This window comes from Micromonospora sp. NPDC049359, assembly GCF_044466585.1.
In the GTDB taxonomy this organism is placed as follows: Bacteria; Actinomycetota; Actinomycetes; order Mycobacteriales; family Micromonosporaceae; genus Micromonospora.
The window spans coordinates 127,905-152,059 of sequence record NZ_JBITMW010000014.1 but is presented as its reverse complement, the minus strand read 5'-3'; the positions used below and the strand labels follow the sequence as shown (position 1 = coordinate 152,059).

At 71.9% G+C, this 24,155-nt stretch carries 27 protein-coding genes; 13 read left to right on the top strand and 14 right to left on the bottom strand.

The annotated features are described in order from the left end of the window. Positions 1-14: 14 nt before the first annotated feature. Both ACIBTX_RS27805 and ACIBTX_RS27800 read right to left on the bottom strand, forming a co-directional pair. The gene (locus tag ACIBTX_RS27805; RefSeq protein WP_357170089.1) at positions 15-860 is read right to left on the bottom strand and encodes an LLM class flavin-dependent oxidoreductase; all 846 of its coding nucleotides are present in this window, start codon (positions 858-860) and stop codon (positions 15-17) included. 29 nt (positions 861-889) lie between these two features. Then, positions 890-1,888: a tyrosine-type recombinase/integrase gene (locus ACIBTX_RS27800; protein WP_357394988.1), complete on the bottom strand. Its 999-nt coding sequence runs from the start codon at positions 1,886-1,888 to the stop codon at positions 890-892. Between the two features lie 96 nt (positions 1,889-1,984). Here ACIBTX_RS27800 and ACIBTX_RS27795 point away from each other — a divergent pair, with 96 nt between their 5' ends. Further along, positions 1,985-3,085, top strand: a complete 1,101-nt coding sequence (locus ACIBTX_RS27795) for a YafY family protein (protein ID WP_357394991.1) — start codon at positions 1,985-1,987, stop codon at positions 3,083-3,085. Here the strand turns inward: ACIBTX_RS27795 and ACIBTX_RS27790 are convergent. The 5 genes from ACIBTX_RS27790 to ACIBTX_RS27770 all read right to left on the bottom strand — a co-directional run bounded on the left by ACIBTX_RS27790 (position 3,075) and on the right by ACIBTX_RS27770 (position 6,469). Beyond that, positions 3,075-3,500, bottom strand: a complete 426-nt coding sequence (locus tag ACIBTX_RS27790; RefSeq protein ID WP_357118645.1) for an Hsp20/alpha crystallin family protein — start codon at positions 3,498-3,500, stop codon at positions 3,075-3,077. The genes ACIBTX_RS27795 and ACIBTX_RS27790 overlap by 11 nt on opposite strands. A 67-nt stretch (positions 3,501-3,567) precedes the next feature. Next, the gene (locus ACIBTX_RS27785) at positions 3,568-4,083 is read right to left on the bottom strand and encodes a GNAT family N-acetyltransferase (protein WP_357394993.1); all 516 of its coding nucleotides are present in this window, start codon (positions 4,081-4,083) and stop codon (positions 3,568-3,570) included. A 10-nt stretch (positions 4,084-4,093) separates the two neighbouring features. Beyond that, on the bottom strand, positions 4,094-4,636 hold the full coding sequence (locus tag ACIBTX_RS27780) for a DUF2087 domain-containing protein (protein ID WP_357394996.1): 543 nt from the start codon (positions 4,634-4,636) through the stop codon (positions 4,094-4,096). 666 nt (positions 4,637-5,302) lie between these two features. Further along, positions 5,303-5,938 (bottom strand): GNAT family N-acetyltransferase, encoded by a 636-nt coding sequence (locus ACIBTX_RS27775; RefSeq protein WP_357394998.1) that lies wholly within the window; start codon positions 5,936-5,938, stop codon positions 5,303-5,305. A gap of 24 nt (positions 5,939-5,962) precedes the next feature. After that, positions 5,963-6,469 (bottom strand): DinB family protein, encoded by a 507-nt coding sequence (locus ACIBTX_RS27770; RefSeq protein ID WP_396833178.1) that lies wholly within the window; start codon positions 6,467-6,469, stop codon positions 5,963-5,965. Positions 6,470-6,641: 172 nt separating this feature from the next. Between ACIBTX_RS27770 and ACIBTX_RS27765 the strand changes: the two genes are divergently transcribed. Then, positions 6,642-8,189, top strand: coding sequence for a glycosyltransferase family 39 protein (locus ACIBTX_RS27765; RefSeq protein WP_357118630.1), 1,548 nt, complete (start codon positions 6,642-6,644; stop codon positions 8,187-8,189). A gap of 23 nt (positions 8,190-8,212) precedes the next feature. Here ACIBTX_RS27765 and ACIBTX_RS27760 read toward each other — a convergent pair whose 3' ends face one another. Beyond that, positions 8,213-8,698 carry an Rrf2 family transcriptional regulator gene (locus ACIBTX_RS27760; protein WP_357118627.1) on the bottom strand — a complete coding sequence of 162 codons (486 nt, stop codon included), beginning with the start codon at positions 8,696-8,698 and terminating at the stop codon, positions 8,213-8,215. Between the two features lie 129 nt (positions 8,699-8,827). Between ACIBTX_RS27760 and ACIBTX_RS27755 the strand changes: the two genes are divergently transcribed. The 8 genes from ACIBTX_RS27755 (at position 8,828) to ACIBTX_RS27720 (ending at position 16,642) form a co-directional block, all read left to right on the top strand. Continuing rightward, the gene (locus tag ACIBTX_RS27755) at positions 8,828-9,562 is read left to right on the top strand and encodes an SDR family oxidoreductase (RefSeq protein ID WP_396833177.1); all 735 of its coding nucleotides are present in this window, start codon (positions 8,828-8,830) and stop codon (positions 9,560-9,562) included. A gap of 61 nt (positions 9,563-9,623) precedes the next feature. Next, positions 9,624-10,199 carry an NTP transferase domain-containing protein gene (locus ACIBTX_RS27750; protein ID WP_396833176.1) on the top strand — a complete coding sequence of 192 codons (576 nt, stop codon included), beginning with the start codon at positions 9,624-9,626 and terminating at the stop codon, positions 10,197-10,199. A gap of 9 nt (positions 10,200-10,208) precedes the next feature. Next, positions 10,209-10,670 (top strand): HNH endonuclease, encoded by a 462-nt coding sequence (locus ACIBTX_RS27745; protein WP_357395009.1) that lies wholly within the window; start codon positions 10,209-10,211, stop codon positions 10,668-10,670. Positions 10,671-10,988: 318 nt separating this feature from the next. Then, positions 10,989-13,757: a BTAD domain-containing putative transcriptional regulator gene (locus tag ACIBTX_RS27740; protein ID WP_357118615.1), complete on the top strand. Its 2,769-nt coding sequence runs from the start codon at positions 10,989-10,991 to the stop codon at positions 13,755-13,757. Positions 13,758-13,871: 114 nt separating this feature from the next. Next, positions 13,872-14,552: a CHAP domain-containing protein gene (locus tag ACIBTX_RS27735; protein WP_357118612.1), complete on the top strand. Its 681-nt coding sequence runs from the start codon at positions 13,872-13,874 to the stop codon at positions 14,550-14,552. A gap of 140 nt (positions 14,553-14,692) precedes the next feature. Beyond that, positions 14,693-15,187, top strand: a complete 495-nt coding sequence (locus ACIBTX_RS27730; RefSeq protein WP_396833175.1) for a SigE family RNA polymerase sigma factor — start codon at positions 14,693-14,695, stop codon at positions 15,185-15,187. Next, positions 15,184-15,879 (top strand): hypothetical protein, encoded by a 696-nt coding sequence (locus ACIBTX_RS27725; protein WP_396833174.1) that lies wholly within the window; start codon positions 15,184-15,186, stop codon positions 15,877-15,879. The genes ACIBTX_RS27730 and ACIBTX_RS27725 overlap by 4 nt, the downstream gene beginning before the upstream one ends. A 226-nt stretch (positions 15,880-16,105) precedes the next feature. Next, complete coding sequence (locus ACIBTX_RS27720) at positions 16,106-16,642, top strand: DUF4396 domain-containing protein (RefSeq protein ID WP_357118603.1); 537 nt, start codon at positions 16,106-16,108, stop codon at positions 16,640-16,642. 392 nt (positions 16,643-17,034) lie between these two features. Here ACIBTX_RS27720 and ACIBTX_RS27715 read toward each other — a convergent pair whose 3' ends face one another. Next, positions 17,035-17,196 carry a winged helix-turn-helix transcriptional regulator gene (locus ACIBTX_RS27715; RefSeq protein WP_357170581.1) on the bottom strand — a complete coding sequence of 54 codons (162 nt, stop codon included), beginning with the start codon at positions 17,194-17,196 and terminating at the stop codon, positions 17,035-17,037. 12 nt (positions 17,197-17,208) lie between these two features. On the opposite strand from ACIBTX_RS27715, the gene ACIBTX_RS27710 reads away from it, so the two are divergent. The 3 genes from ACIBTX_RS27710 (at position 17,209) to ACIBTX_RS27700 (ending at position 18,986) form a co-directional block, all read left to right on the top strand. Next, a complete protein-coding gene (locus ACIBTX_RS27710; RefSeq protein ID WP_357170579.1) occupies positions 17,209-17,463 on the top strand; it encodes an NAD(P)H-binding protein in 255 nt (84 codons plus the stop codon). A gap of 92 nt (positions 17,464-17,555) precedes the next feature. Next, positions 17,556-18,269: an AraC family transcriptional regulator gene (locus tag ACIBTX_RS27705; RefSeq protein WP_357118598.1), complete on the top strand. Its 714-nt coding sequence runs from the start codon at positions 17,556-17,558 to the stop codon at positions 18,267-18,269. 57 nt (positions 18,270-18,326) lie between these two features. Then, positions 18,327-18,986, top strand: a complete 660-nt coding sequence (locus ACIBTX_RS27700) for a dihydrofolate reductase family protein (RefSeq protein ID WP_357170074.1) — start codon at positions 18,327-18,329, stop codon at positions 18,984-18,986. Between the two features lie 47 nt (positions 18,987-19,033). Here ACIBTX_RS27700 and ACIBTX_RS27695 read toward each other — a convergent pair whose 3' ends face one another. The 5 genes from ACIBTX_RS27695 to ACIBTX_RS27675 form a co-directional block, all read right to left on the bottom strand. Next, on the bottom strand, positions 19,034-22,084 hold the full coding sequence (locus ACIBTX_RS27695) for a tetratricopeptide repeat protein (RefSeq protein ID WP_357170071.1): 3,051 nt from the start codon (positions 22,082-22,084) through the stop codon (positions 19,034-19,036). Positions 22,085-22,103: 19 nt separating this feature from the next. Further along, positions 22,104-22,541, bottom strand: a complete 438-nt coding sequence (locus ACIBTX_RS27690) for a hypothetical protein (protein ID WP_357118590.1) — start codon at positions 22,539-22,541, stop codon at positions 22,104-22,106. 205 nt (positions 22,542-22,746) lie between these two features. Then, positions 22,747-23,343 carry a maleylpyruvate isomerase family mycothiol-dependent enzyme gene (locus ACIBTX_RS27685; protein ID WP_357118587.1) on the bottom strand — a complete coding sequence of 199 codons (597 nt, stop codon included), beginning with the start codon at positions 23,341-23,343 and terminating at the stop codon, positions 22,747-22,749. Then, complete coding sequence (locus ACIBTX_RS27680) at positions 23,340-23,780, bottom strand: SRPBCC domain-containing protein (protein WP_357118584.1); 441 nt, start codon at positions 23,778-23,780, stop codon at positions 23,340-23,342. Before ACIBTX_RS27680 ends, ACIBTX_RS27685 begins: the two co-directional genes overlap by 4 nt. Positions 23,781-23,785: 5 nt before the next feature. Further along, positions 23,786-24,124 (bottom strand): metalloregulator ArsR/SmtB family transcription factor, encoded by a 339-nt coding sequence (locus tag ACIBTX_RS27675; protein ID WP_357118580.1) that lies wholly within the window; start codon positions 24,122-24,124, stop codon positions 23,786-23,788. Between the last annotated feature and the right edge of the window lie 31 nt (positions 24,125-24,155).

The window sequence follows — 24,155 nt, the reverse complement described above, 5'->3', positions numbered from 1 at the left end:
GGCTGACGCGGCGTTCAGCGCAGCGGCCCGCGGGCCACCGCGTCGCGCATCGCCGCCGGGTCGCCGACCGGCACGTACTCCAGCCACCAGGTCGCCCCGGCGGCGGCCAACTCCCCGAGGTAGGCCCGTTCGGCGCGCTCGTCCGGGCGGCGGCGTCGCCCGCCGATCGCCACGTCGAACGGCTGGCCGTCGGCCCGGGTCGGCGGCATGGCCGCTGCCAGCTCGTGAACCTCGTCGGGGGTGAAGTCGGCCCAGCCGTCGGTGTCGGTCAGCTTGTAGGGCACGATGCCGTCGGCGCGTGCCGCGCGACGCCGCACCGCCCCGGCCTGGGTGCTGCCGCCGACCCAGACCGGCACCCGGGGCGACTGCACGGGCGGTGGCCGCAGCGCCACCTGCTCGGCGCGGTAGTGGGTGCCGTGGTGCTCGATCCGCTCACCGCTGAGCAGGCCGGTCAGCAGGTCCAGACCCTCGTCGAGCATCGCGGCGCGCACGGCTACCTCCGTCGGCTCGCCGAACGCGGCCAGGCCCCGGTCAGCGGGGTCACCGACACCGACGGCAACCGTGGCCCGGCCGGCGCTCAGGTGGTCGAGGGTCAACACCTCGCGGGCCAGCTTCGCCGGACGCCGACGGGGCAGCGCCGTGACCGCGGTGCCGAGGCGCACCCGCTCGGTACGCCCGGCGATCGCCGTGAGCATCAGCCACGGGTCGTACGTGGACGGGTCGTCGCCGCAGTGGTGGATGACGTAGTCCTCCAGGAACACCCCGTCCCAGCCGGCGCGCTCGGCCAGCTCACCCAGCTCGACGAGGGTGGCGACGTCGAGGTCGTCGCCGCCGCAGGGGATCTCCAGGCCGTGTCTCATCCCCCGACCGTAGGGCGGGGGTACGACGGTCAGCCGCGCCGACGCGACCGGGCGGCCCACACCGCGTACGCCGGGTCGCGGTCGAGGTTGTGCCGGTCCCGGTCGTAGCGGCGGGTGGTGCGCGGGTCGGCGTGCCCCATGGCGTCCTGCACGTCTTCCAGGGGGACGCCCTCGGAGCGGGCGGTGGTGGCGAACGCGTGTCGCAGCGAGTGCGGGGACAGTCGCGCCCACGCCGGGATGCCGGCGGCCCGGGCGAGGCGGCGGACCATCCGGAACACGGAGTGCCGGTCGAGTCGTGCGCCGCTGGCGGTGACCAGCAGCGGCCCGGTCAGGTGGGTCACCGGCACGCCGGCGGCGGCGGCCCGCTGGGCCAGGTACGCGTCGAGGGCGTACGCGGTGCCCGGGGTGAGGGCGCGGCGGCGCTGCTTGCCGCCCTTGCCGACGAACCGCACGCTGCGGTGCCCGCGTTCGGTACCGAGGTCGGTCAGGTCCAGCGAGACCAGTTCCCCGACCCGCAGGCCCAGGTCGGCCAGGAGCGCGATGGCCGCCCGGCTGCGGGCCGCCGTCGGGCCGGTCTCGGCGTCGGCGGCGGTGAGCAGGGCGTCCACCTCCTCGGGGGTGAGTCCGATGGTGGCGGAGTGGTCCCGGTCGACGCGGGGGCGGTCCGCGCCGGAGACCGGGTTGGCGGGTACGCCACCGAGCTTGACGAGGAAGTCGTACCAGCTCGACAGGGCGGAGAGTCGGCGTGCCACGGTCGCCGGGGTCAACGGTCGGCCGCTGCGGGCCACGAGGGTGGACTCCAGCGTGCGGGCGTACTCGTTGACGTGCAGGAACGTGGCCCGCAGCGGGTCCAGGTCGTGTCCCGCGCACCAGCCGAGGAAGGCGGCGACGTCGCGCCGGTACGCGTCGCGGGTGTGCTCGGAGAGGCGACGGTTGCGCAGCCAGGCCTCGGTGACGTCCAGCGGTGCGCTCGGCAGGGCCGGTCGGGCGGTGGGGCGGGCGAGCGTGGGCGCGTCGGTGGACACCATGTGAAAAAGGTTCTCAGCAGCGGATGGGATTGCCACGCAGGCGCGCCGACGGCCGGCCCTCGCGGCGGCGACATCGGGGTCGGCTACGGTCGCATCGTGCGTGCCAGCCGGCTGGTCTCCCTGCTACTGCTCCTGCAGGCCCGGGGGCGGATGACCGCTGGCGAGCTGGCCGATGCCCTGGAGGTGTCGGTTCGTACGGTGTACCGCGACGTGGAGTCGCTGGGGGCCGCCGGCGTGCCGGTGTACGCCGAGCGGGGCCCGGCCGGTGGTTACCGCCTGCTCGACGGCTACCGCACCCGCCTCACCGGCCTGACCGCCGGTGAGGCCGAGGCGCTGTTCCTGGCGGGGATGCCCGGCCCGGCGGCTGAGCTGGGCCTGGGGTCGGTGCTGGCCACGGCGGAGCTGAAGTTGCGCGCCGCGCTGCCGGCGGACCTCGCCGACCGGGGCGCCCGGCTCCGGCAGCGGTTCCACCTCGACGCGCCGAGTTGGTTCCGCGAACCCGAGCCCACACCACACCTGGCCGCACTTGCCGCAGCCGTCTGGGAGGACCGCCGGGTGCAGGTGCGCTACCGGCGGTGGAAGGCGCCTCGGGAGGTGACGCGCACCCTCGATCCGTTCGGCGTGGTGCTCAAGGCCGGCCGCTGGTACCTGGTCGCCGCGGCGTCGGGGCAGGTGCGGACCTATCGGGTGGCGGCGATCCTCGACCTGGCCGTGCTGGACGAGCCCGCCGAACGGCCGACCGGGTTCGACCTTGCCGAGAGCTGGCAGGAGCTGGCCGCACGCTACGAGCGGAGCGTCTACCGCGCCGAGGCGCGGGTACGGATGACGGTGGCGGCGCTGGCGCAGACGACGTACCTGTTTCCGCCGGCGATGAGCCGCGCGGCGCAGGAGAACGCCGGTGCGCCGGACGCGGCCGGCTGGGTCACGACGACAGTGCCGATCGAGTCGGTCCGCCACGGCTGTGTAGAGATGCTCAAGCTCGGCGCGCAGGTGGAGGTGCTGACCCCGACCGAGTTACGCGAGCTGGTCGCCAGCACCGCCCACGCCCTCGCCGCCCTCTACCCATCGTCCGGCGACGCGCTCCCCCGAGGGCCGAGGGCCCGCGACGCGTCGGCCCGGGAGTCGAAGGCCGGCGACGCGCCGATGGCCGGCACCCCGGGGCGGGCGCCGGCCGTCGAGGCGGTGTTCAGGCGTTGATCTGCCGTCGGCCGTTGCCGTTGGCGGTGATGGTGACCCGGCGGGGCTTGGCCCGCTCGGCGACGGGAATGCGCAGCGTCAGCACCCCGTGCTCGTAGCCCGCCTCCAGCTTGTCGGTGTCGAGGGTGTCACCGAGGAACAGTCGCCGGGTGAAGGTGCCCATCGGACGTTCGGCGGCGACCAGCTCGATACCGTCGCCGGCGGGTCGGCGGCGCTCGGCACGGACGGTCAGGACGTTGCGCTCGACGGTGCAGTCGATGGTGTCGGGGTCGACGCCGGGCAGGTCGAACGCGGCGTAGAAGAAGTCTCCGTCGCGGTAGGCGTCGAGTTGCATGGTCGCCGGCCGGGCTGCCGTACCGAAGAACTGCTCGGCGAGCCGGTCCACCTCGCGGAACGGGTCGGTACGCATCAACATGGTCATGCCTCCTCGGTTCTCCTGGCCGAAGGTGATGGTTGAGTCGAGGTGACTCAAGTTCCTCTTCTTATTTAGCGTCTTCCGAGCCGGCCGTCAACTCCTTCTCGAACCAGTGGTCGGCGTACGGCCCCCGCGAGTAGGCGGGGATCTCGGCGTACCCGTGCCGCGCGTACAGGGCGCGGGCCTCGACCAGGTCGGCGCGGGTGTCCAGGCGGATGCGGTCCACCCCGGCCGCCCGCGCCCGACGCTCGACGGCGGCCAGCAGCGCCGCGCCCCCACCGGCCCCCCGGTGCGCGGGGCGGACGAAGACGCGGGTCAGCTCGGCCCAGTCCCGGTGCCAGCGCAACCCGGCGCAGCCGGCCAGATCCGCGCCGCGGTGGGCGAGCAGGAGCACACCAGTGGGGTACGCCAGGTCGTCGCTGGGCATCTCGGCCAGCGCGGCGTCGACCTCGCCGGGTCGGTCGGGGCGGCGGTGGTAGCGCACCACCATCTCCGTCATGTACTCGCGCAACAGGAGTGTCGCGTCCGGATGGTCGGGACGGACAGCGGCGGTCACCCAGTCGGGTCGAACGGTCGTGGTCACCCGTCGATCATCAGTGGCCGGTCAACGGGTTTCCGGTGTCGGTCCGCTGGTAGATGCCCTGCTCGCGGGTGAGCAACCGCTCGTCCACGAGGTAACGGCGCAGGGTGGCGTGGTCCGACGCGCCGCCGGCGCACCACGGCTTGAGCGCGTCGTCGACGGCACGCTCCGGATAGCGCGTACCCGGCTCGAACGAGCGTTGCGCGATGTGTGCCAGCAGCGTTCGCCGCCGTCCGCGCTGCGCCGGCATGCCGACCAGGACGTCCCCGCGCAGGAACGTACGCAGCACGGGGTCGTCGGCCGGCGCGGCGTCGTCGGCCGGGCGGCGCTCGCGCGCCGCGGCCCGCAGCGACGCCTCGTCGACCGCGAGCGCGCCGTCACCGCCGGTGATGAGGCCCGCGGCGGCGAGCCGACCGAGCCCGGTGCGCACGGCCCGCGTGGCCAAGCCGGAGCGCTGCACGACCTCGGGCACGCTTGTCGACCCCAACGCGACCGCCGCGAAGATCCGTCGCCGTCCGTCGTCGGCCAGGGCCCCGGCCAGAGCGTGCGCAGTCATGCCGGTCACCCTCCCATCGCGGTATGCGCGCCGCCAGGCAATTTCCGGGGTACGCGCCCGGGTCCACCATCCCTGGCCTGCCGGTCCACATCCCGAGGTTGAAAAGGATCGGGACAGCGGTCAGCGGTGGGCGTGATCGTGATGAGAAGGCTGCCGCGGCGAGGTCACACCGGGAGACGCCGCGCTGGGCGCGCGGCAGCGGTAGGGTCGCGAAGACGCCTGACGCGTCGAACTCGAAGGCAGGCGTGTCCGCGCGGACGAAGGCGGGCACCCGGACCTGGCGGGAACTACTCATGGTTTCGGCGATTCCAGGGTTTCGGCAGGAGGCGCCGAGGGGCCTCCTGGATCCAGTGGCAGGTAGCCGGTGTCTCCGGCTGGCGCGACGTCGCAGATCACGTCGCTGAAGGAGCCCGTACCGGTCCTGCGGCGTGGGCTTCGAGTGGCACGGCGGACGGAGGCGGGGAGGTCACTCGAACCCGTCCTCATCGCGCACGTGCGCCACTGGTCACTGATCCATGCGCGTCAGCATGGTCAACCCGTGCCTGGTGGGCAACGGATTTACCGCAGGGCTGCGCCCGCCCCGACCGTCCGGGTCTGTTGACCCACCTGGCGGCGGTCCAGAAGGAGGCCGAAGTCGACCTCGCCACGCTCAACCCCGACGTGGTGCTACCCGATCTGACTCCGCGTTCCGTCGGCTGGGCGCAGCCCCGCTGAGCCGATCGGCCACTCGGTGCGCAGTCGCGCGTGCTGGTGCATGTCGTGCCAGCCGTCGGCGTGCCGCATCGACTGACGCGCCACCCCCTCCACGGCGAAGCCGCCCCGCGTGGCGACCCGGCACGACGCCGCGTTGGCCGTCGAGTGGTTCAGCTCCAACCGGTGCAACCCGGCCTGGGTGAAACTCCACCGGGTCAGCGCCTCCAGCGCCGCGGTGGCGATCCCCCGACCGCGCGCGTCGGGCAGCAGCCAGTACGAAATCTGCGCCGACCCTTCGGTCAGCAGCACTTCCCGCAGTCCCGTCTGGCCGACCGGCCGGTCGTCGCCGTCGACGATCGCGAAGCTCACGGCCGTCTCGGCACGCCACCGACCGGTCCACTGTGCCGTCCACGCCCTGGCCTCGGCGTCGTCGTCGAGTCGGAGCACGTGCCACCGCTGGATCGCCGGGCAGCCGAACGCCGCGCGTACGGCGGGGGCGTCGTCGTCGCGCCACGGCCGCAGCGCCAGCCCGGGGCGTACCGCAAGGTGGGGTTGTTCCTGGGCGGCGAGGCTCCCGGCGGGCAGGGCGGGCGTGACGAGCAGCGGCATCGGCCCATTATCGGCTGGGCGGCCTCACTCCCCGGTCGGGCCTCCCGCCAGCTCGGCGACCACGTCGAGGTGGCCCAGGTGACGGGCGTACTCCTGCACCAGGTGGAACAGCACCCGTTCCAACGACGCCGGATCCGCGCCGTCCCAGCGTGGGCCCGGCGCCCCGATCTCGGCCAGGTCGTGCGCCGACACCACGTCGGTCGTGTGCGCGCCCTGCGCCCGCAGCGCCGCCACCAGGTCGTCACGGGTCTCGTCGGGAGCTACGTACCAGCGGTCGTTCCGACGGTCTCCCCACGGCTCGGCGACGTCCCGACCCTGAAAACCCCACTCGATCCAGCGTCGCTCGACGTGGCGCAGGTGCGTGAGCAGCTCCAGCGGCGTCCACCCGGACGGCAGCCGGCTGCTGCGCAGCTCCGCCTCGTCCAACGCCGACACCTTGGCCACCACCGACTCGCGGAAGTAGTCCAGGTAGCGCAGGAAGACCTCGGTGCGGCTGCCGGCCGGTGCGGTCGGCTCGGGGAAGGCAATCATGACCCGCTCGACAGGTCGCGTCCGCGCACCGTGCCGGTGGCGTCCAGAGTGCGGTATCGCATGTCGTCCTCTCGGTCGGGTTGCGAAACTGATCTTCGCACCTGCTCAGGGCACGTGCACCCGGAGGCTTTACGGGCACCCACCCGGCGTCGTCACGGGCGATGATGGATCGGTGAGCGAGCCCGTCATCGACACCGAGCGCCCGCCGGCCCGGTCGTCCACACCGACCGAGCTGCCGCAGCCCGGTCCGCGTACGCGGGGGCCGTGGCTGGTGGCCGCCGCGACCAGCGTGACGCTGCTGCTCCTCGCGGGTCGCTACGGCTATCACCGCGACGAGCTGTACTTCCTGCTCTGCGGTCGGCACCTCGACTGGGGTTACGTCGACCAGGGCCCGCTGGTCCCCGCGCTGGCCCGCCTGCTCGACGAGATCGCGCCGGGCAACCTGGTGGTCCTACGGACGCCGTCGGCGCTGCTGGCCGGGGGCGCGGTCCTGCTGGTCGCCGCCATCGCCCGGGAGCTGGGTGGCGGCCGGGGCGGGCAGAGCTTCGCGGCGGTGCTCGCCGCGATCTCCGGCATCGTGCTCGCCAGCGGGCACCTGCTCAGCACCACGACCGTCGACCTGCTGGTCTGGCTCGGCGTGGCGTGGTGCGCGGTGCGGCTGCTGCGCACCGGCGACACCCGGTGGGCGCTCCCGCTCGGGCTGGTGCTCGGCGTGGGCATGCTCAACAAGCTGTTGCCGGCGCTGCTGGCCGTGGGCCTGCTCGCCGGGGTGCTGATCGCGGGGCCGCGTCGGCTGCTGCGCGACCGGCGGGTGCTCGCCGCCGCCGCGATCGCCCTGGTGCTGGCCGCGCCGAACCTGATCTGGCAGGCGGCGCACGGATTCCCGCAGCTCGGCGTGGCCGCGTCCATCTCCGACGGGGGCAGCTCCTACAGCGGCCGCCTCGACGCGTTCACCCTCCAGTTCCTCATCATCAGCCCGTACGCCGTACCGATCTGGATCGCGGGTCTCGTCGCGTTGCTGCGCCGGCCGGCGTGGCGGTCGTACCGGGCGGTGGGTTGGGCCTGGATTGTCGTGTTCGGTGTGGTCCTGCTGGCCGGCGGCAAGGGCTACTACGACGCTCCCCTGCTGTTGGCGCTCGTCGCGGCGGGCGCGGTGGTCACCGCCGCCTGGGCGTCGCGCGGCCGGTCGTGGCTGCGGCGGGGGGTGCTCGCGGCCGGCGCGGTGCCGTTCCTGCTGCCCAGCATCGTGCTGCTGTTGCCCGTGCTGCCGGCCGACCGGCTGCCCGCCTTCGTGGTCGACGTGAACTACGACGCCGGTGAGACCATCGGCTGGCCGGCGTTCGCCGACTCACTCGCCACCGTCCACCGTGGCCTGCCGGAGTCCGATCGCGCGCGGGCGGTCGTGCTCACCGCCAACTACGGCGAGGCCGGGGCGGTCGCGCGCTACGGACCGGCACGGGGGCTGCCCCGGGCGTACTCCGGCCACAACAGCATGCTGGACTTCGGACGCCCGCCCGCCGACGCGGACGTGGTCATCGCGGTCGGCTGGGAGCGCCCCGACGCGCTGAACGGCTGGTTCGAGCAGTGTGTGCTGGCCGGGCGGGTGGACCAGCGGGTCGAGGTGGCCAACGACGAAAACGGCGGCCCGATCCACGTGTGCCGGGGGCTGCGACGTCCGTGGGCCGAGATCTGGGACACCGAGGTACGCCGCGCCGGCTGAGCCACGTCACGCCCGCCGAGCGCTCAGCCGGCGGGGTCGCCGGTGAGCCAGGCGCGGACGGTGGCCAGGGCCTCGGGGCCGGAGTCGACGTCGACGTCGCGGGCGAGGTCGGCGATCGTGATGCCGGCCAGGGCGTCACGCCACGCCGTCTCGGCGGTCCACATGGCGCGGGCGATCGGGCACGCGCCGGTGCAGTCGCCGGGCGGGGTGGCCAGCGGCCCGCGCTGGCGGATCTCGGTGCACACGAAGGCCGGGCCGGGCCCGTCGACGGCGTGGACCACGTCCAGCACGCTGATCGACTCCGGCGCGCGGGTCAGCGCGTAGCCACCGGACTTGCCCTGCACGGAGTGGATGAGCCCCGCGCGGGCCAGCGACTGGAGCTGTTTGGCGAGGTAGCTGCCGGAGACGTCGTGCAGCTCCGCGAGCCGGGCGGCCGGGACCGGCCGGCTGCTGGTGGTGAGCACGACACAGCAGTGCAGCGCCCACTCGACACCGCCGGACATCTTCATCGCCTCACCCTAGCCACCCCTGATACTCGGATCCTTCTTATCCGAGTATAGTTCTCGGACATAAGAGGTCCGAGTTTGTCGGCGCCGCTGGGGTGCCGGGACGAACGGGACACGGAAGGTGGAACGGACATGAAGATCGCTGTGATGGGCGGGACGGGTCTGATCGGCTCCCAGGTCGTCCAGATCCTGCGCACGGCCGGGCACGACGCGTTCGGGCACTCGCAGTCGACCGGAGTCGACCTCCTCACCGGGCAGGGCCTCCCCGAGGCGCTCAAGGACGTTGACGTCGTCGTCAACCTCACCAACTCGCCGACCTTCGACGAGGCCTCCCCCGCGTTCTTCCAGACCACCATGGACAACCTCCTGACCGCCGCTGAGAAGGCCGGCGTCGGACACGCCGTGGTCCTGTCGATCGTCGGCGTCGACCAGGTGCCCGACCTGGCCTACTACCGCGCGAAGGTGCTCCAGGAGGACATCCTCAAGGCCAGCGGAGTGCCGTACTCGATCGTCCGCGCCACCCAGTTCTTCGAGTTCATCGACGCGGTCATCTCCTGGACCGCCGACGAGAGCGGCGTACGCCTGCCCAGCACCCCCGTCCAGCCGATGGCCGCGGCCGACGTGGCCCAGGCCGTCGCCGACGTGAGCGTGGGCGCGCCCCTTCAGGGCATCCGCAACGTCGCCGGCCCCGACGTGTTCGGGCTCGACGAGCTGGGCCGGATCACCCTCACCGCGCGCGGCGACCAGCGGACCGTCACCACCGACGACACCGCCGGCATGTTCGCGGCGGCCCCCGGCGACGTGCTCACCGGCAAGCAGGACGCCGTTCTCGCGCCCACCTCGTACCGGGAGTGGCTGGCGCGCTGACCTGCGGCTGGGCGTCCCGGGACGCGGGGCGTCCGCCGCTCGTGCGGACTAGGCTCTGGCCATGGTCACGGCGGGTCTCCTCCTGGCGGCCGGCGCCGGCCGACGGCTCGGCCAAACCAAGGCCCTCCTGCCCTACCGTGGCCGCCTGCTCGTGGAGCACGCCGCCGACCTCCTCACCGCCGCCGACTGCCGACCGGTGCTGGTGGTGCTCGGCGCGCAGGCCGACCAGATCCGCGCCCGCACCCGGCTGCCCGAGGTGGTGGTGAACGACGACTGGGCCTCGGGCATGGCCTCGTCGCTGCGGGCCGGGCTGGACTCCCTGGCGTCCAGCCCGGCCGCCGCCGTCGTGGTCACCCTGGTCGACCAGCCCGACCTGACCCCCGAGGCGGTACGCCGCGTCGCCCGCGACGCCACCGCCGAATCCCTCGCCATGGCCACCTACCGCGACGGGCGACGCGGACATCCGGTGCTGCTCGGGCGCGACCACTGGCCCGGAGTCGCCGAGGCGGCGACCGGCGACCGGGGCGCCCGCGACTACCTCCGAGCCCACGCGACAGCCGTACGACTGGTGGACTGCGCCGACGTCGCCGACGACACCGACGTCGACCTGCCCGAGCACGCCGCCCGCCTCCGATAGGCTGACGCCGTGCTCAGCGAGGTCAAGGGGTTGTCCCGACACTTCACCGAGGCCAGTCTGCGCGACCATCTCCTGCGGCGTTCGGTACGGCAGGACGACGGCTGCCTCATCATCAGCGGGTACGGCACGCGGCGCGGCGTTCACCAGAAGGTCGCCGGCCGCGCCTGGGCGCACATCGCCGCGTACGTCGTCCTCGTCGGCGGGTACCGCCCCGATTTGGAGGTCGACCACCTCTGCCCGGCGAAGGACTGCATCGAGCCCACCCACCTGCGGCAGGTCAGCCGCGCCGAGAACTGCCGCACCCGGGTGCAGGGCCCGACCTGCCGCAACGGGCACGACCGTGAGATCGACGAGTCGACGGGTCGATACCGCCGGACGTGCCGCGCCTGCAACCGGGACAGCCAACGCCGGTGGCGCGAGCGCCAGGCCGCCGAGGTGAGCCAGGCCCGCTCGGCGTACCTGCCGAACTGACGCCGCGACCCCTCGGCGCGGTGCTGATTCGCGCCCTACGGGGAGCACCTCTGGGTCTGTGACACGGGCCTCGGTCAGCGGCAGCCGGCTCTACGAGGTTCCCGCCGGCGACTGACGCCCTCCGCGCACCACCGCCGCAGCCGGCCCCGGGACTCCGTCAAGGAGTCCCGGGGCCCGCTGCCGTGCCGTCCCAGCCCGTAGACGGCGGTCCTCGCGATCCGGATCCGAGAATGTCTCCGAATACAATGGAGAGACTTCTTGAGCGAATCTTGAATCGCCTGGTCAAGCCGGGAACGGCGACAGCGGGGGACGGTGTCGGTGAAGTTCAGGCTGCTCGGCGAGGTCGAGGCGGAGATCGACGGCGCATGGGTCGACCTGGGCCACGCTCGGCAACGCAGCGTCCTGGCGATCCTGCTCATCGAGGCGAATCGCGTCGTGCACGTCGACCAGTTCCTCGAACGCGTCTGGGCCGATAATCGTCCGCAGCGCGCCGTGAATTCGCTGTACAGCTACCTGTCCCGCCTGCGGTCCTGCCTGGCCGACGGTGCCGAGATCTCCCGCCGCTCGGGCGGCTACCTGCTCAGCGTGGACCCGGCCGCGGTGGATCTGCACCGGTTCCGCGACCTGGTCGCCGGGGCGCGCGCCGTGCCCGACGACGAGGCGGCGCTGGGGCGGTTCGACGAAGCCCTCGGCCTGTGGCGTGGCGAGCCCTTTCCCCGGCTGGACACCCCGTGGCTCAACGAGACGCGCGAGGCGCTCACCCAGGAGAGGCTGGCCGCCGAACGGGACCGCACGGACACCGCGCTCCGCCTGGGCCTGCACGCGTCCCTGCTACCGGACCTCCTGCGGGACGCGCCGGCCCATCCGCTGGACGAGCGCCTCGCCGGGCAACTCATGCGCGCCCTCTACCGCTGCGGTCGGCAGGCCGAGGCGCTGGAGCATTACGACCGGCTGCGCCGTGTCCTGGCCGACGAGACCGGCGTCGACCCCGGCCCCGATCTGCAAGCGCTGCACCTGGGCATCCTCAACGGCGACCCGACACTCGCCGCGCCGACGACCGGGACCGCCGCGACCCACCCGACGCCCCGGCAACTGCCGGCCCCACCGCCGTTGTTCACCGGCCGGGTCCGCGAACTGGCCACACTGTCCCGCCTCGTCGAGGATCAGACCAACGACGCGGACGCCGTCGCCGTCGCGGTCATCGGTGGCACCGGCGGCGTCGGCAAGACCTGGTTGGCCCTGCGCTGGGCGTACGACCACCTGGACCGCTTCCCCGACGGCCAGTTGTACGTCAACCTGCGCGGCTTCGACCCCGCCGCCGAGCCGGTGCCGCCACCGGTGGCCCTGCGCGGCCTCCTCGACGCCCTGGCCGTACCGCCCAAGGCGATCCCGACCGGCGTGGACGCGCAGGCGGCCCTCTACCGCACCCTGCTCGCGGGCCGGCGGATGCTGATCGTGCTGGACAACGCCCACGACACCGAGCAGGTCGCCAGCCTGCTACCCGGCAGTCCCACCTGCACCGTCCTGGTGACCAGCCGTCGCCGCCTGGGCGGCCTCGTGGCGCAGGGCGCGCAGGGCTTCACCCTGAACGTGCTTACCGACGACGAGGCCCACGACCTGCTGTCCCGCCGGTTCGGGCCGCGACTGCTCGCGGAGGAACCCGACAGCGTCGCCGCGCTGCTGGCCCGGTGCCACGGCCTGCCACTGGCCCTCAGCATCGTCGCGGCACGCGCGGCGATGCACCCCGGTCTCCCGCTGCGGGCGCTGGTCGAGGAGCTATCCGAGGAGGCGACGCGGCTGGACGCCCTGACTACCGGCGACCTGAGCGCCGACCTGCGCGCGGTCTTCGCCTCCTCCACGCGCGCCCTGCAGCCGGAGGCGGCCCGGATGTTCCGGCTGCTCGGTCTGACTCCCGGCCCCCAGGTCGGCCTGGGGGCCGCGGCGAGCCTCAGCGGGCTCTCCCCGCGGCAGACCCGGCCGCTGCTGCACGACCTGCACGAGGCGCACCTGGTCCACCAACAGACGTCGACGCGGTACCGCCTGCACGATCTGGTCCGCCTGTACGCGGCCGAGCAGGTCGAACGCGACGCCCCGGACCACCGGCAGGCCGCCCTCGTCCGCATGCTCGACCACTACCTGCACACCGCCCACGCGGCGGCGTGCCTGCTCGACCCGGCCCGCGAGCCGATCACGCTGCCGCCCGCCCAGCCCCAACTCACCCTCGATCCGGTGGCCGACCAGGCGCAGGCGCTGGCCTGGTTCCACACCGAACACGCCGTGCTGCTCGGCATCCTGCGGCAGTCCGCGCGCGACGGGCTCGACGCGTACACCTGGCAGTTGGCCTGGACGATGGAGAGCTACCTCGACGAGCAGGGACACTGGCGTGACTGGACCGCGACGCAGCTCGCGGCGCTGCGGGCCGCGAGCCGGCTCGGTGAGCGGCACTGGCAGGCGTGCTCGCACCGCAGTCTGGGAGTGGCCCACACCCAGCTCGGGGAACTCGACGAGGCCCACCGGTACTACCAGGGGGCACTCGCGCTGTTCGAGGAGCTGGGCGACCCGGTCAGCCAGGCGCACACCCACCGTGGGCTCGGCTGGGCCTTCAACCAGCAGGACCGCTGGTCCGACGCGCTGCGCCACAACGAGCTGGCCCTTGGGCTCTACCGGCAGGCCGGGCACCGGGCCGGGGAGGCGATGGCCGTCAACAATGTCGGCTGGCTGCACACCCAGCTCAGCGACCACGGCGCGGCCGTGGCGTACTGCGAGCGGGCGGTCGAGCTCAACCAGGAGATCGGCGACCAGCACGCCGAGGCGGGCGCCTGGGACAGCCTCGGCTACGCGTACCACCACCTGGGCCGGCACGCCGAGGCCAACACCTGCTACCAGCGGGCCCTCAAGCTGGTCCGCAACTTCCGGGACCGGTACAACGAGGCGGAGATCCTGACGCATCTGGGGCAGAGCCACTCCGCCGCCGGCGAGGCGGAGCAGGCGCGCGATTTCCTGCGGCAGGCGGCCACGATCCTTCGCGAACTCGACCATCCGAATGCCGAGACGGTGGCCCAGGCGTTACGCGACCTCGACGGCTGACCGCCTCCACCACCTCGTCGAAGAGGAGAGTCAAGACTCCCTCAAGGGCCGCCCAAGCCGGCACGCCGACGCTTTCTGACGTCCACCTTCGTCAGTCAGAAAGCAGGAGAACCGATGAGACGGATCCGTATGGCGCTGGTCACGGCGGTCGCCCTCGCGGCGTCGACCCTCAGCGTGGCCAGCCCCGCGTACGCCGCGGGCGACACCCAGCTCGGCATCGACGTCGGCAACATCGCGTGGGAGCAGTACACGTCCACCAACGCCGACGTCCAGGCACGGCTGTCCGAGACCTCGACCGAAGACTGCAACTTCTACACCGGCTTCTGGGCCGACCCGGCCAACGACCGCAATGACGGCACCGCCTCCACCTACGGCAAGTGCGGCAAGACCACCAACGGCTACATGTACCGCGACGGCACCAAGGCCTGGGGGCCGGTGGCGTGGCGCAAGCGGCAATGGTGCGCGGACTTCGCGAAGTTCGCCTTCTACTGGGGCGGCGCGAAGTACACCGGGCTCACCGCGGCGGCGGGCAGCTTCCGGACGTACGGCATCAACAACGGCACCTGGCACGGGCGCGGCAGCGGCTACGTCCCGCGCAAGGGTGACGCGGCGGTCTACGACTGGGACGGCAACGGCAGCTACGACCACGTCGCCATCGTCACGTCGTACTACGACACCAGCACGGACGGCAACCACTACGTGGTCGGCGGCAACCAGTCCGACGGCGTGACCCACCCGCAGTACAGCAACTGGGCCTCGTCCATCGTCGGGTACGCCTCACCGGCCGCGAGGTAGACCGGGCAACGACATCGGCTCCGGGCCCTGCGGGTCCGGGGCCGGTGTCGAACGCCGACCAGCGCTCGGAGAGGGTAGCCGTGCAGCGCCGGGCGGCGGCCGGTGCGTCTTCCTAGTGGAGAGCACTGACGGGAGCGGGCGTGTCGTTCGAGGAATTCGTGGCGGGGTATGGCCGGTCGCTGGTGCGCCTGGCGTTCGTCCTGAGCGGCGATCGGCAGGTGGCGGAGGATCTGGCGCAGACCGTGCTGGCCGACGTGTACCGGCACTGGAGGCGGGTGCGCGCGGCGACAGACCCCGAGGCCTACGTACGCCGCATGCTGGTGAACGCGCATCTGAGTTGGCGTCGCCGGCGCTGGACGACGGAGCGGCCCACCGACCTGCGCCAGGAGACCGGCGCCACGGTGGCCGACCCGGCCGACGCGGTCGCCGCCCGGGACCAGATGCGGGTGCTGTTGAGCAGGCTCGCCCCGCGCGCCCGCACAGTGCTCGTCCTGCGCTACTACGCCGACCTGGACGACGCGGCGGTCGCGGCGGCCATGGGGGTCAGCGAGAGCTCCGTGCGGGCCACCGCCTCACGTGCCCTGGCGAGCCTGCGCGGACCCGCGGCCATCGACGCACAGAGGGAGACCCGATGAGCCAGTCGACCGAGCGCGAGTTGCGCGAGCTGTTCGCCGCCGACGCCGCCGACGCCCCCGACGAGCTGGCCGTGGTCGCCGGGGCGGTGCGCAGGGTCCACCGCCGACGCCGGACCCTGATGGTGGCGGCGGCCACGACCACGGTGATCATCGCGGCGGCTGCGTACGGCGTCCACCGGCCGGCCGCGACGCCGCAGGCACAGCCGCCGGTCACGTCCTCGTCCGCACCGGTCACTCCGACGCCCGCGGCCGACCTGCCGGCCGGGGTCAAGCCCGGCGACCCGCTCGCCTTCGGCGCGGCGCAGTGCGTCAAGGCGTACGCACCAAAGACCCTCGCCGAGCAGGCCTTCGCCTTCGACGGCACCGTGACCGGCATCGGACCGGCCCGAACCGAACGCGGCGCGCATCCTCCGCTGGACCTGCGATCGGTGACGTTCCAGGTGCACACCTGGTTCCGGGGCGGATCCGGGGGCACCGCCGTGGTGGACATGTCGCCGCCCGCCGCCTCGGGCGGGACGGGCGATGCCACGTCCGAGGCTGGCCCGGCCTATCAGGTCGGCACCCGGTTGCTCGTGTCCGGCATGCCCCGCTGGGGCGGCGCGCCGCTCGCCGACCCGATCGCGTGGGGCTGTGGCTTCACCCGGTACTACAGCCCTTCGCTGGCGGCCGAGTGGGCCACCGCGACGAGATGAACGGCCGCCTATCAGGACGGTCCGTCCGTATGAGGTGGCATTGCGGCCGGGGCTGCCTACGCCGGCGAGGGGGCGCTGCGCCCCGGCACCACGAGAACGTGCACTTCTACGCACCTACTCGGTCGGCATCGACGGCGAACTCGCCCAGCTGGGCGATGACGGCTACCGCCCGCTGCGCCTGGACACCCCTGGCCACATATACCCCCTAGGGGTATATTCAGCGGGGTTGAAGGAGGCGAACATGACACACGAACATCACCACCACGAGGGCACGCCAACGCTGGTTGCGGCACACGAGAACGACGGGCGCCCCGCAGCGGCGGCGGGTTGGGCGGTCGCCGCGCAGGCGACACTGCACTGCTTGACAGGCTGCGCGATTGGCGAGGTGCTGGGCATGGTGATCGGTACCGCGTTCGGGTTGCACAATGCCGCCACGGTCGTGCTGTCGATCGTCCTGGCGTTCGTGTTCGGGTACGGGCTCACGATGCGCGGTGTGCTGCGCGCCGGCGTCGGGTTCCGCGCGGCGCTGACGGTCGCCCTGGCCGCCGACACCGTGTCGATCGCCATCATGGAACTGCTGGACAACGCGTTCATCGTCGCGGTGCCCGCGGCGATGGACGCCGGGCTGACCAGCGTGTTGTTCTGGGCGTCCCTCGTGGGTTCGCTGGTCGTGGCGTTTGTGCTGACCATCCCGGTGAACCGGTGGATGATCTCGCGGGGCAAGGGCCACGCCGTAGTGCACCAGTACCATCACGCGCACTGACACGACCGACCCGCGCGGCCGCACCCCAGCTCGGGTGCGGCCGCGGTTGCTGTCTACACCTCCCCGGTCTACGACCACCTCGACAAGCCCGGCTCGGGATCGGCCCATCACACCCGTCACCGGCCGTGCCGCGCGCGCCTGTGGCCTGGAAGCTGCGGGCGGCCCGGGGCGGCGACGGACCGCCGAAACAACAGCGTAAGTGCTTACGCATCTTAACTGTCATTATGGTGCGCGCGCGTTATGTCCCGTTTGTGGGCATGAATTAACAGATTGTTGTTACCGGTAATTCGTTAATTGGTGCGACCCGGTCCCCCGGAGGGTTGCGAACGGTTTGCGGGCGTGTCGGCGCGGTCAGATGCTGCCACTGTGGCGCACGACTGCTTGTGGAGCGGTCAGGATCCGGTCGTTGCGGCGCGCTCGCGATTCGCACGGATCTCGTCGTGGTGGTCGGCGGCCCAGCCGATCAGCGAGGTGACGATCTCGTGTAGGCCGCGACCCAGCGGGGCGAGGGTGTACTCGACGCGCGGAGGGACCTCGGCGTAGGCGGTGCGGATGATCAGGCCGTCCTGCCCGAGCTGTCGAACATCAAGGCAGGCGTCGACCAGGTCATCCGTGCCCCGTCCGGCATCGACTGGACCCTGGTCCGCGCCGTGACCCTGACCGACAAGACCACCGGTGGCACCGTGCGGGCGTCCGAGGCCGGCACCGAAAAGCCCGGCGCACGGATCAACCGCGCCGACCTCGCCCGGTTCCTCGTCCAGACGATCGAGGACGACGCGTGGACCCGCAAAGCGCCCCTGGTCTGGAGCACCCCCGGCTGACCCCTCCCGACCAACCTCTCGATCCCTGATCGCACATCCGCCAGCACACGCCCTAGGCTCAGGAGCCGGTATTGGGACAGCTCGGAGGCGTCATGGCGTTGCGGTTCGAGCATCGTCCGACCGACGCGGACGCGGACATCGTCGACCGCGTGTGGCGCACCACCAGCGACGCCGAGGAGACGATGACGTCCGTGGCGCGTACGTGCTGCCACCTGATCGTCACGCGTTCGGCCGGGCGGCTCCTGGTCTCGCTACGCGGGCCCGAGACCAAGGCGACCACGGCACCGGTCCCGCCGGACGCCGAGTTCCTCGGGATCCGGTTGACGCTCGGCGCTGTCTTCCGGCCGCACCCCGCGACGTCGATCGTCGACAGTCACGTGTCCTTCCCGGTGACACGCTCGGGCCGGGTGGTCATCGGCGGCGAGGACTGGGAGACGCCGACGTACGAGAACGTCGAGCAGTTCGTCCGACGGCTGCGCGACTCGGGGCTGCTGGTTCCCTCACGCCTGACGGGAACCGAGGCCGACCGTCACGGGTCCACGCGCACCCACCAGCGGCAACACCGTGCCGTCACCGGACTGTCGCCGACCGCCGTGACGCAGATCGACCGCGCGAACGCCGCGGCCACCATGCTGCGCGACGGCCTCGACTGGCGCGCGGTCGTCTCGGTGCTGGGCTACTTCGACCAGGCTCACCTGGCACACGCGCTGCGGCGCTACGTCGGACACACCGCGCGAGGGCTGGGCGCCGGTGACGACCCGACGATGTCGTTCCTGTACAAGACCGATCCGCGACCCGGCAGCTAACCTCCGTCGGCCGGCCGCCGGAGGGCGGCGGCCCGACCCACCCGACGGAGGATAACCGTGCTGCTCAGCGTCAACGTCTTCGTGAGCCTCGACGGCGTCATGCAGGGACCGGGCGCCCCGGACGAGGACCGCTCGGACAGCTTCGACCGGGGCGGCTGGCTCGTCCCGCACATGTCCGCGCACACCAACGAGGTCGTCGAGGGCTGGTTCCGTACGGCCGACGCCTTCCTCTTCGGCCGCACGAGCTACGGCCTGCTCGGCGGCTACTGGCCGAAGGTCACCGCACCCGACGACCTGATCGCCGCCAAGCTCAACACCCTGCCCAAGTACGTCGTCAGCGAGACCCTGACCGACGAGGAGGCCGACTGGAGCCCGACGACGGTGTTGCGCACCGACATCCTCGACGAGGTCCGCCGGCTCAAGGACCGGCCGGGCGGGGAACTCCAGGTGCACGGCAGTTGGCGGCTCGTGCAGACGCTGCACGAGGCCGGACTCGTCGACCTCTACCGGCTGCTGCAGTACCCGGTCGTCGTCGGCAGCGGCAAGCGCCTCTTTCCGGACGGGTCGACGCCCGCGACGTTCGCGGCGTCCGAGGACAGCATCCGCGTGTTGCCCGGCGGCGTCGTGTCGCTGACCCTGACGCCGGCGACCCTCGGCGTCCTCTCGACGGGCGCCTACACGGTTGACGAGGGGCGCTCGGTGCCGGTGCTCGGCTGACACCGATGAGTGGCGCAGGTGGTGGGACCGTGGCCATCCCTGAAGGCTCAATCCGTGGTTCTGATCGAAACCCTGTCGAGCTGCTGCCGAAGACCGTCCGCTTCCTCCCTGCGGCCGACTCCTTCCAGCACATCGGCCAGAGTCCGGTACGCGGAGAGTGCTTGGCCTGCGAACTTCTGCGGCATACGTTTGGCCAACGATCCGTAGAGCTGAGTCGCCTCGGTGATCGCCTTCAAGGCTTCGGGCAGGTTCTGCTTCGCGTCTGCGCACACCGTGGCGTATGTCCACAACGACATGGCGAGGTCGGGTAGGTGGGCGTCCCGGTTCGTCTCGGCCAGTTGCCGCCGGACGGCCACGATTTCCTCGGCCGGGGCGATGGCCCGTTCGCGGCGGCCCAGCGCGAAAAGGATGCTGCCGACGCTGGTCAACGAGGTGGCGAGGTCGGCTAGGTAGACGTCCGGATTTACCTCGGCCAGCCGCCGGTGAATGACGGCGGCGGCCTCAGCAGCAGCCAACGCCTGCTCAGGGCGGCCCAGCGCGGACAGGTGGGCCCCGAGGTTGGTCAACGAGTCGGCGAGGTCGGGAAGGTGGACGTCCGGGTTCGTCTCGGCCAACCGCCGTCCGATGGCCACGGCTTCCTCGGTCGGGGCCAGGGCCTGCTCAGGGCGGCCCAGCTCGAACAGGTAGGCGCCGAGGTTGTTCAACGAGTCGGCGAGGTGGGGAAGGTGGACGTTCGGGTTCGTCTCGGCCAGCCGCCGCCGGATGGCCACGGCTTCCTCGGCCGGGGCCAGGGCCTGCTCAGGGCGGCCCAGCGCGGACAGGCGGAGGCCGAGGTTGTTCAGCGACAGGGCGAGGTCGGGTAGGTAGGAGTCCGGATTCGCCTCGGCCAGTACCCGGTAAGTGCCGGCGGCCGACTGAGTCGCCTCCAGCGCCTGCTCACGGCGGCCCAGCGCGGACAGGCAGTTGCCGAGGTTGTTCAACGACAGGGCGAAGTCGGACACGTAGAAGCCGCGTTTCTTCTCGGCCAGCCGCCCCAGGATGGTCACGGCTTCCTTGGCTGGGGCCAGGGCCTGCCCGGAGCGACCCAGCTCGGACAGGCAGGCGCCGAGGTTGTTCAACGAGTTGGCGAGGTCGGATAGGTAGGCGTCCGGGTTCGCCTCGGCCAGCCGCCGCCAGGTGGCCACGGCCTCCTCGGCCACGGCCAGAGCCTCCGCCAGGCGGCCCAGCCGGGCTAGAACCGCAGCGACAGTGTTCAGCGACGTGGCAAGAAAGGGTAGGTAGTCGCCCGGGTCTGCCGCGGCCAGCCGACGGAAGACGGCGACAGCCTCCTGGACCGGAGCCACGGCCTGCTCGCCGCGACCCAGCTCGGACAGACGGAGGCCGAGGTCGCTCAACGAGGTGGCGAGGTTTTCTTGGTGGGCGTCCGGGTCTGCCTCGGTCAGCCGCCGCCAGGTGGCCACGGCCTCCTCGGCCACGGCCAGAGCCTCCTCCTGGCGGCCGACACGGGCAAGGCGGAAGACCTGTTTGGACTGCAGAACAGCTTGTTCGGCGGGATCAGTGGTGTGGGCGAGGCGGTGCGCGGTCAGCACGCTCGTCACGGCGGCCGCGGCGATGTCATAGTTTATGTGCCTCTCGATCGGTAGCAGAGGTTCGATGCTCTCCAGCACCTCGATGCTCACGGATCGGCTGGTGGCGAGAGCGGTCAACGCGGTGCCGCCCGCTCTGATCGCGAGATCGGGATGTGTGCGCAATAGCGGGTAGAGGAGAGTGCTGCCCACGTGGGGCCAGCGGTCAGCGGCCGCGGCGAGGAACGTGACCGATCGGGAGAGCACCGAGCTTGTCGAGTCGTCCTGGGAGCGGGCGGTCAGGAGAGCGGTTGCGGTGCGGGGTGCCCAGTCCTGCGCGGGGTAGTCGGTGTGGTGTCCCGGCAGGGTGAGTGCGAGGAAGTCCTCGGTGAGCCGGTCCGGATAGAGGGGTTCCAGGACGGTTGGCTGGTTGGGTTCGGCAGGTGGATAGCAGACCGTGTGGTCGCGGAGGATCTGTTCGACATCTGGCCCGACACCGAGCTGTTCGAGAAGCTCGGCGCCGGCGGTGCGGTCGAGCGCGCCGGTGAGGGCAGCGGTGAAAACGGCGTGGTTCATCACGTCGCCCGGGGTCCGATAGCCGCTCCCGGTTCCCGTGACGCCGTCGTGGTAGAGCCGTCGCCAGTGCAGTTGTTCCCGATTGAGCAGGTACCGGGTCAGGGCGTCCATGCCTTCGGGAGGCCGCTCGCCGCTGACAGCGGCGTCGACGGCGACCAGGGCGGCCATGTGTACGGCGAGGGTGAGCCCGAACTCGGGACTGTCGAGCGGGACCGAGGGCAGGATCGTGGAAGGGCGGGGATGCCGGTAAATGGCGGCGAACCGGTCGCGGGCCGCGGTGAACATGGTGGGCCGGGCGTGATCGGTGGGCAGGTCGGGGAGCCGCTGGGCGCTCGTGTGGCCCCGATAGTTGTCGAGGATGGCGCTGATCGCCGGCCACGTGTCCAGGCTGCGGCCGATCATGAGAATTCGGGTGGGGACGCCGACCTGGTGAAGCAGGGTGTTCTTGAGTAGCCAGGTGAGGTTGCTCAACAGCCACCGGTCGGCGTAGTCAACCACGAGAAGAAGCCCGGCGGTCCCGGTCAGGGCGAGGTCGTGGCTGCCGGGCTCGGGCCGGTCGGCGTCGGGACCGTGGAACGCGGCAACCACTTTCCAGCCGGCGCTGAGCGACTCGGCCGCGAGTTGGGCGGCGAGACGGGTCTTGCCCTGCCCGCCGGGCCCGTGCAGCCAGCGCACGCTCAGCCGCGGCGGTCCGCTGTCGCGCCACTGCCGCAGGTCGGCGAGTTCCTGATCGCGGCCGGTGAACGGCACCACGGCGCGTCGGGCGTTGAGCATGCGGCTGGGCATCTGCCGCAGCCAGTCCACGTCGGCGTCCGGTTCGGGTTGCCAGTTGGCCAGCAGGTAGAGCGGTTCGCCGTTGGCGAAGACGTGGATGTCGGCGTTGATCACGCCGTAGGCGAACCCAGCGACCGACGTGACCTGCTGGAAGGAGGGGTGTGGTTCCTCTGCCGTGGCCATGCGATCCATCGACTCCCGCTCACGCTTCCGTCGACGGTGACGCCTCGTGGTAGATGATGTTGCCGTTCTGGACGCCGAACGCGACGCCGTGGTCCCGGGCCACGATGTTCTGGATCTGCACCTTCTGCTCGGCGGGTAGCCGGGCGGTGACCTCGGTGACAAGGGCCCGCAGGTCATCGATGACGGCCGGGTCGTCTTCGGCGAGATCCTGCAACCGGGTCAGCCATTGCGGCTGCTGCTGGGCCCGGACCTCGACCTGCTTGTCCGCCGGTGCCTGCTCCACGGTGGCCGCCAGCGCATCGAGCCGACGCGCGGCCTTCGCCTCCTGGTCGGCGCGACCGCGTCCGAACAGCCGGATGAACCCCGGGCGAGCCAACCCGTTCCACACGTCCGTAGCGGCGGCGGTCACCAGTGTCGTGGCGCCGATGGCCAGCACCGCCTGAATGTCCGGGGTCACGTCTCTCCTCGCCGGTGGTAGGCGCACTCGCGTTCGGTGGCGACCGAGTTGGCGTCACCGTCTCGAACCCGAGAACCGAAGCCGATCGACGCACCGAACGTCCAGATCGACATCCTGGCACCATCATGGAGCGCCGTCGCCACCTGCGTAATTACCCGGACACGACACACAATTTCGCGGTCGGTCATGGTTCGATATCGCGGCGTCAGCCGCGGGGCAGGCTCCGGCCGTCGGGCAGCGTTCGACCGCTCAGCAGCGCCACCAGAGAACCGCTGTCACCACGGACGACCTCACCGCTCCCCCAGCGCCGGTCCGTGTCGGTCGCCTCGAGTCGGACACCGGCCAGGTCGATTCCGAAGATGGCGCCGTTGGCGTCACCTAGATTGCCCAGGACGGTGCCGACCGCGTCCGCCGGTGCGACATCGGGCCGGCCGAGGGCGAGCGTCACGTCCAGGGAGTGGATGACGGCGTGACTCAGCGCGCCGGCGGCGCCACCGCCCGGCGGCTGCCAGGCGTGCAGGCTCGGCGATCGGAGCTGATCGAGAAGGTCGGTGCGGGGCAGCTCGGCGTCGCGCGTGGCCACGGTGTCGGAGAGCACCGTGAAGTCACCGCGGGCTGCGGCCATTTCGGCCGCGAACTGTGCGGGGGTCAGCCGCACCGGCATCGTGACGTGCGCGACGACGTGCCGCACCAGCCACTTCTCGCACAACGAGGGCGCATCCCAGATGTCGATGGCCGAGGTGGCGAGAAGGTCGGCGAGCCCTCGGTAGGTCGATGCGACCCACGGCTGCGGGTCAGTCATGGTTGATCCTTCCGGGTGAGGTGGGCGAGGCGCTCCGCGAGCTTGTCGAGCGAGGTGGCGAAACCAGCGCGAGCATCGGGCGTACGCATCGCCTCGGGCACGTGCCGCTGGTGGATGACGACCGCGGTTCCGCCGTCGCCGAGATCGTGAAACGTGCTGGTCGTGTGCATCCGGGTCGCCGGCTCGACCCAGGCGAGCAGCTCAGGCACAACGATCTCGGTGAACGTGGCGACCATCCGGTAGCTGCCCTGGTCTCCGATCATCAGGGTCTCGAACCGACCCCCGGGCCGGAGGTCGACGACGATGCCCTCGACCGGTGTCACCATGCCGCGCGGTCCCCAGAACTGCGCGAGTTCGTCGGGCTCGGTGAGGCACCGCCACACAAGTTCGCGCGGCGCGCGGAAGACCCGCCGGTAGACGAGTTCGTCGTCACCCACGGATTTCAGCCTTCCTGCAGGTGGGCGAGGTGTGTCTCCAGGCGGTCCAGGCGATCCGCCCAGGCCTGGCGGCTCTGCTCGATCCAGGACAGCGCGGCGTCCAGCGCCGCGGGTTCGAGGCGACACGGCCGGCTCTGCCGGTGCCGCCCCTGACTGATCAGGCCGGCCCGCTCGAGCACCCGGATGTGCTGCGACACGGCCTGCATGCTCATGGCGTACGGCTCGGCCAGCTCCTTGACCGTCGCCTGGCCCGTGGTCAGCCGAGCCACGATGTCGCGCCTGGTCCGATCGCTCAGTGCGGTGAACAGCGCATCAAGCTGCTGGTCGTCGAGGGTCACGCTCATGACCCTTATCCAAGCAGAAGCTTTATAAAGC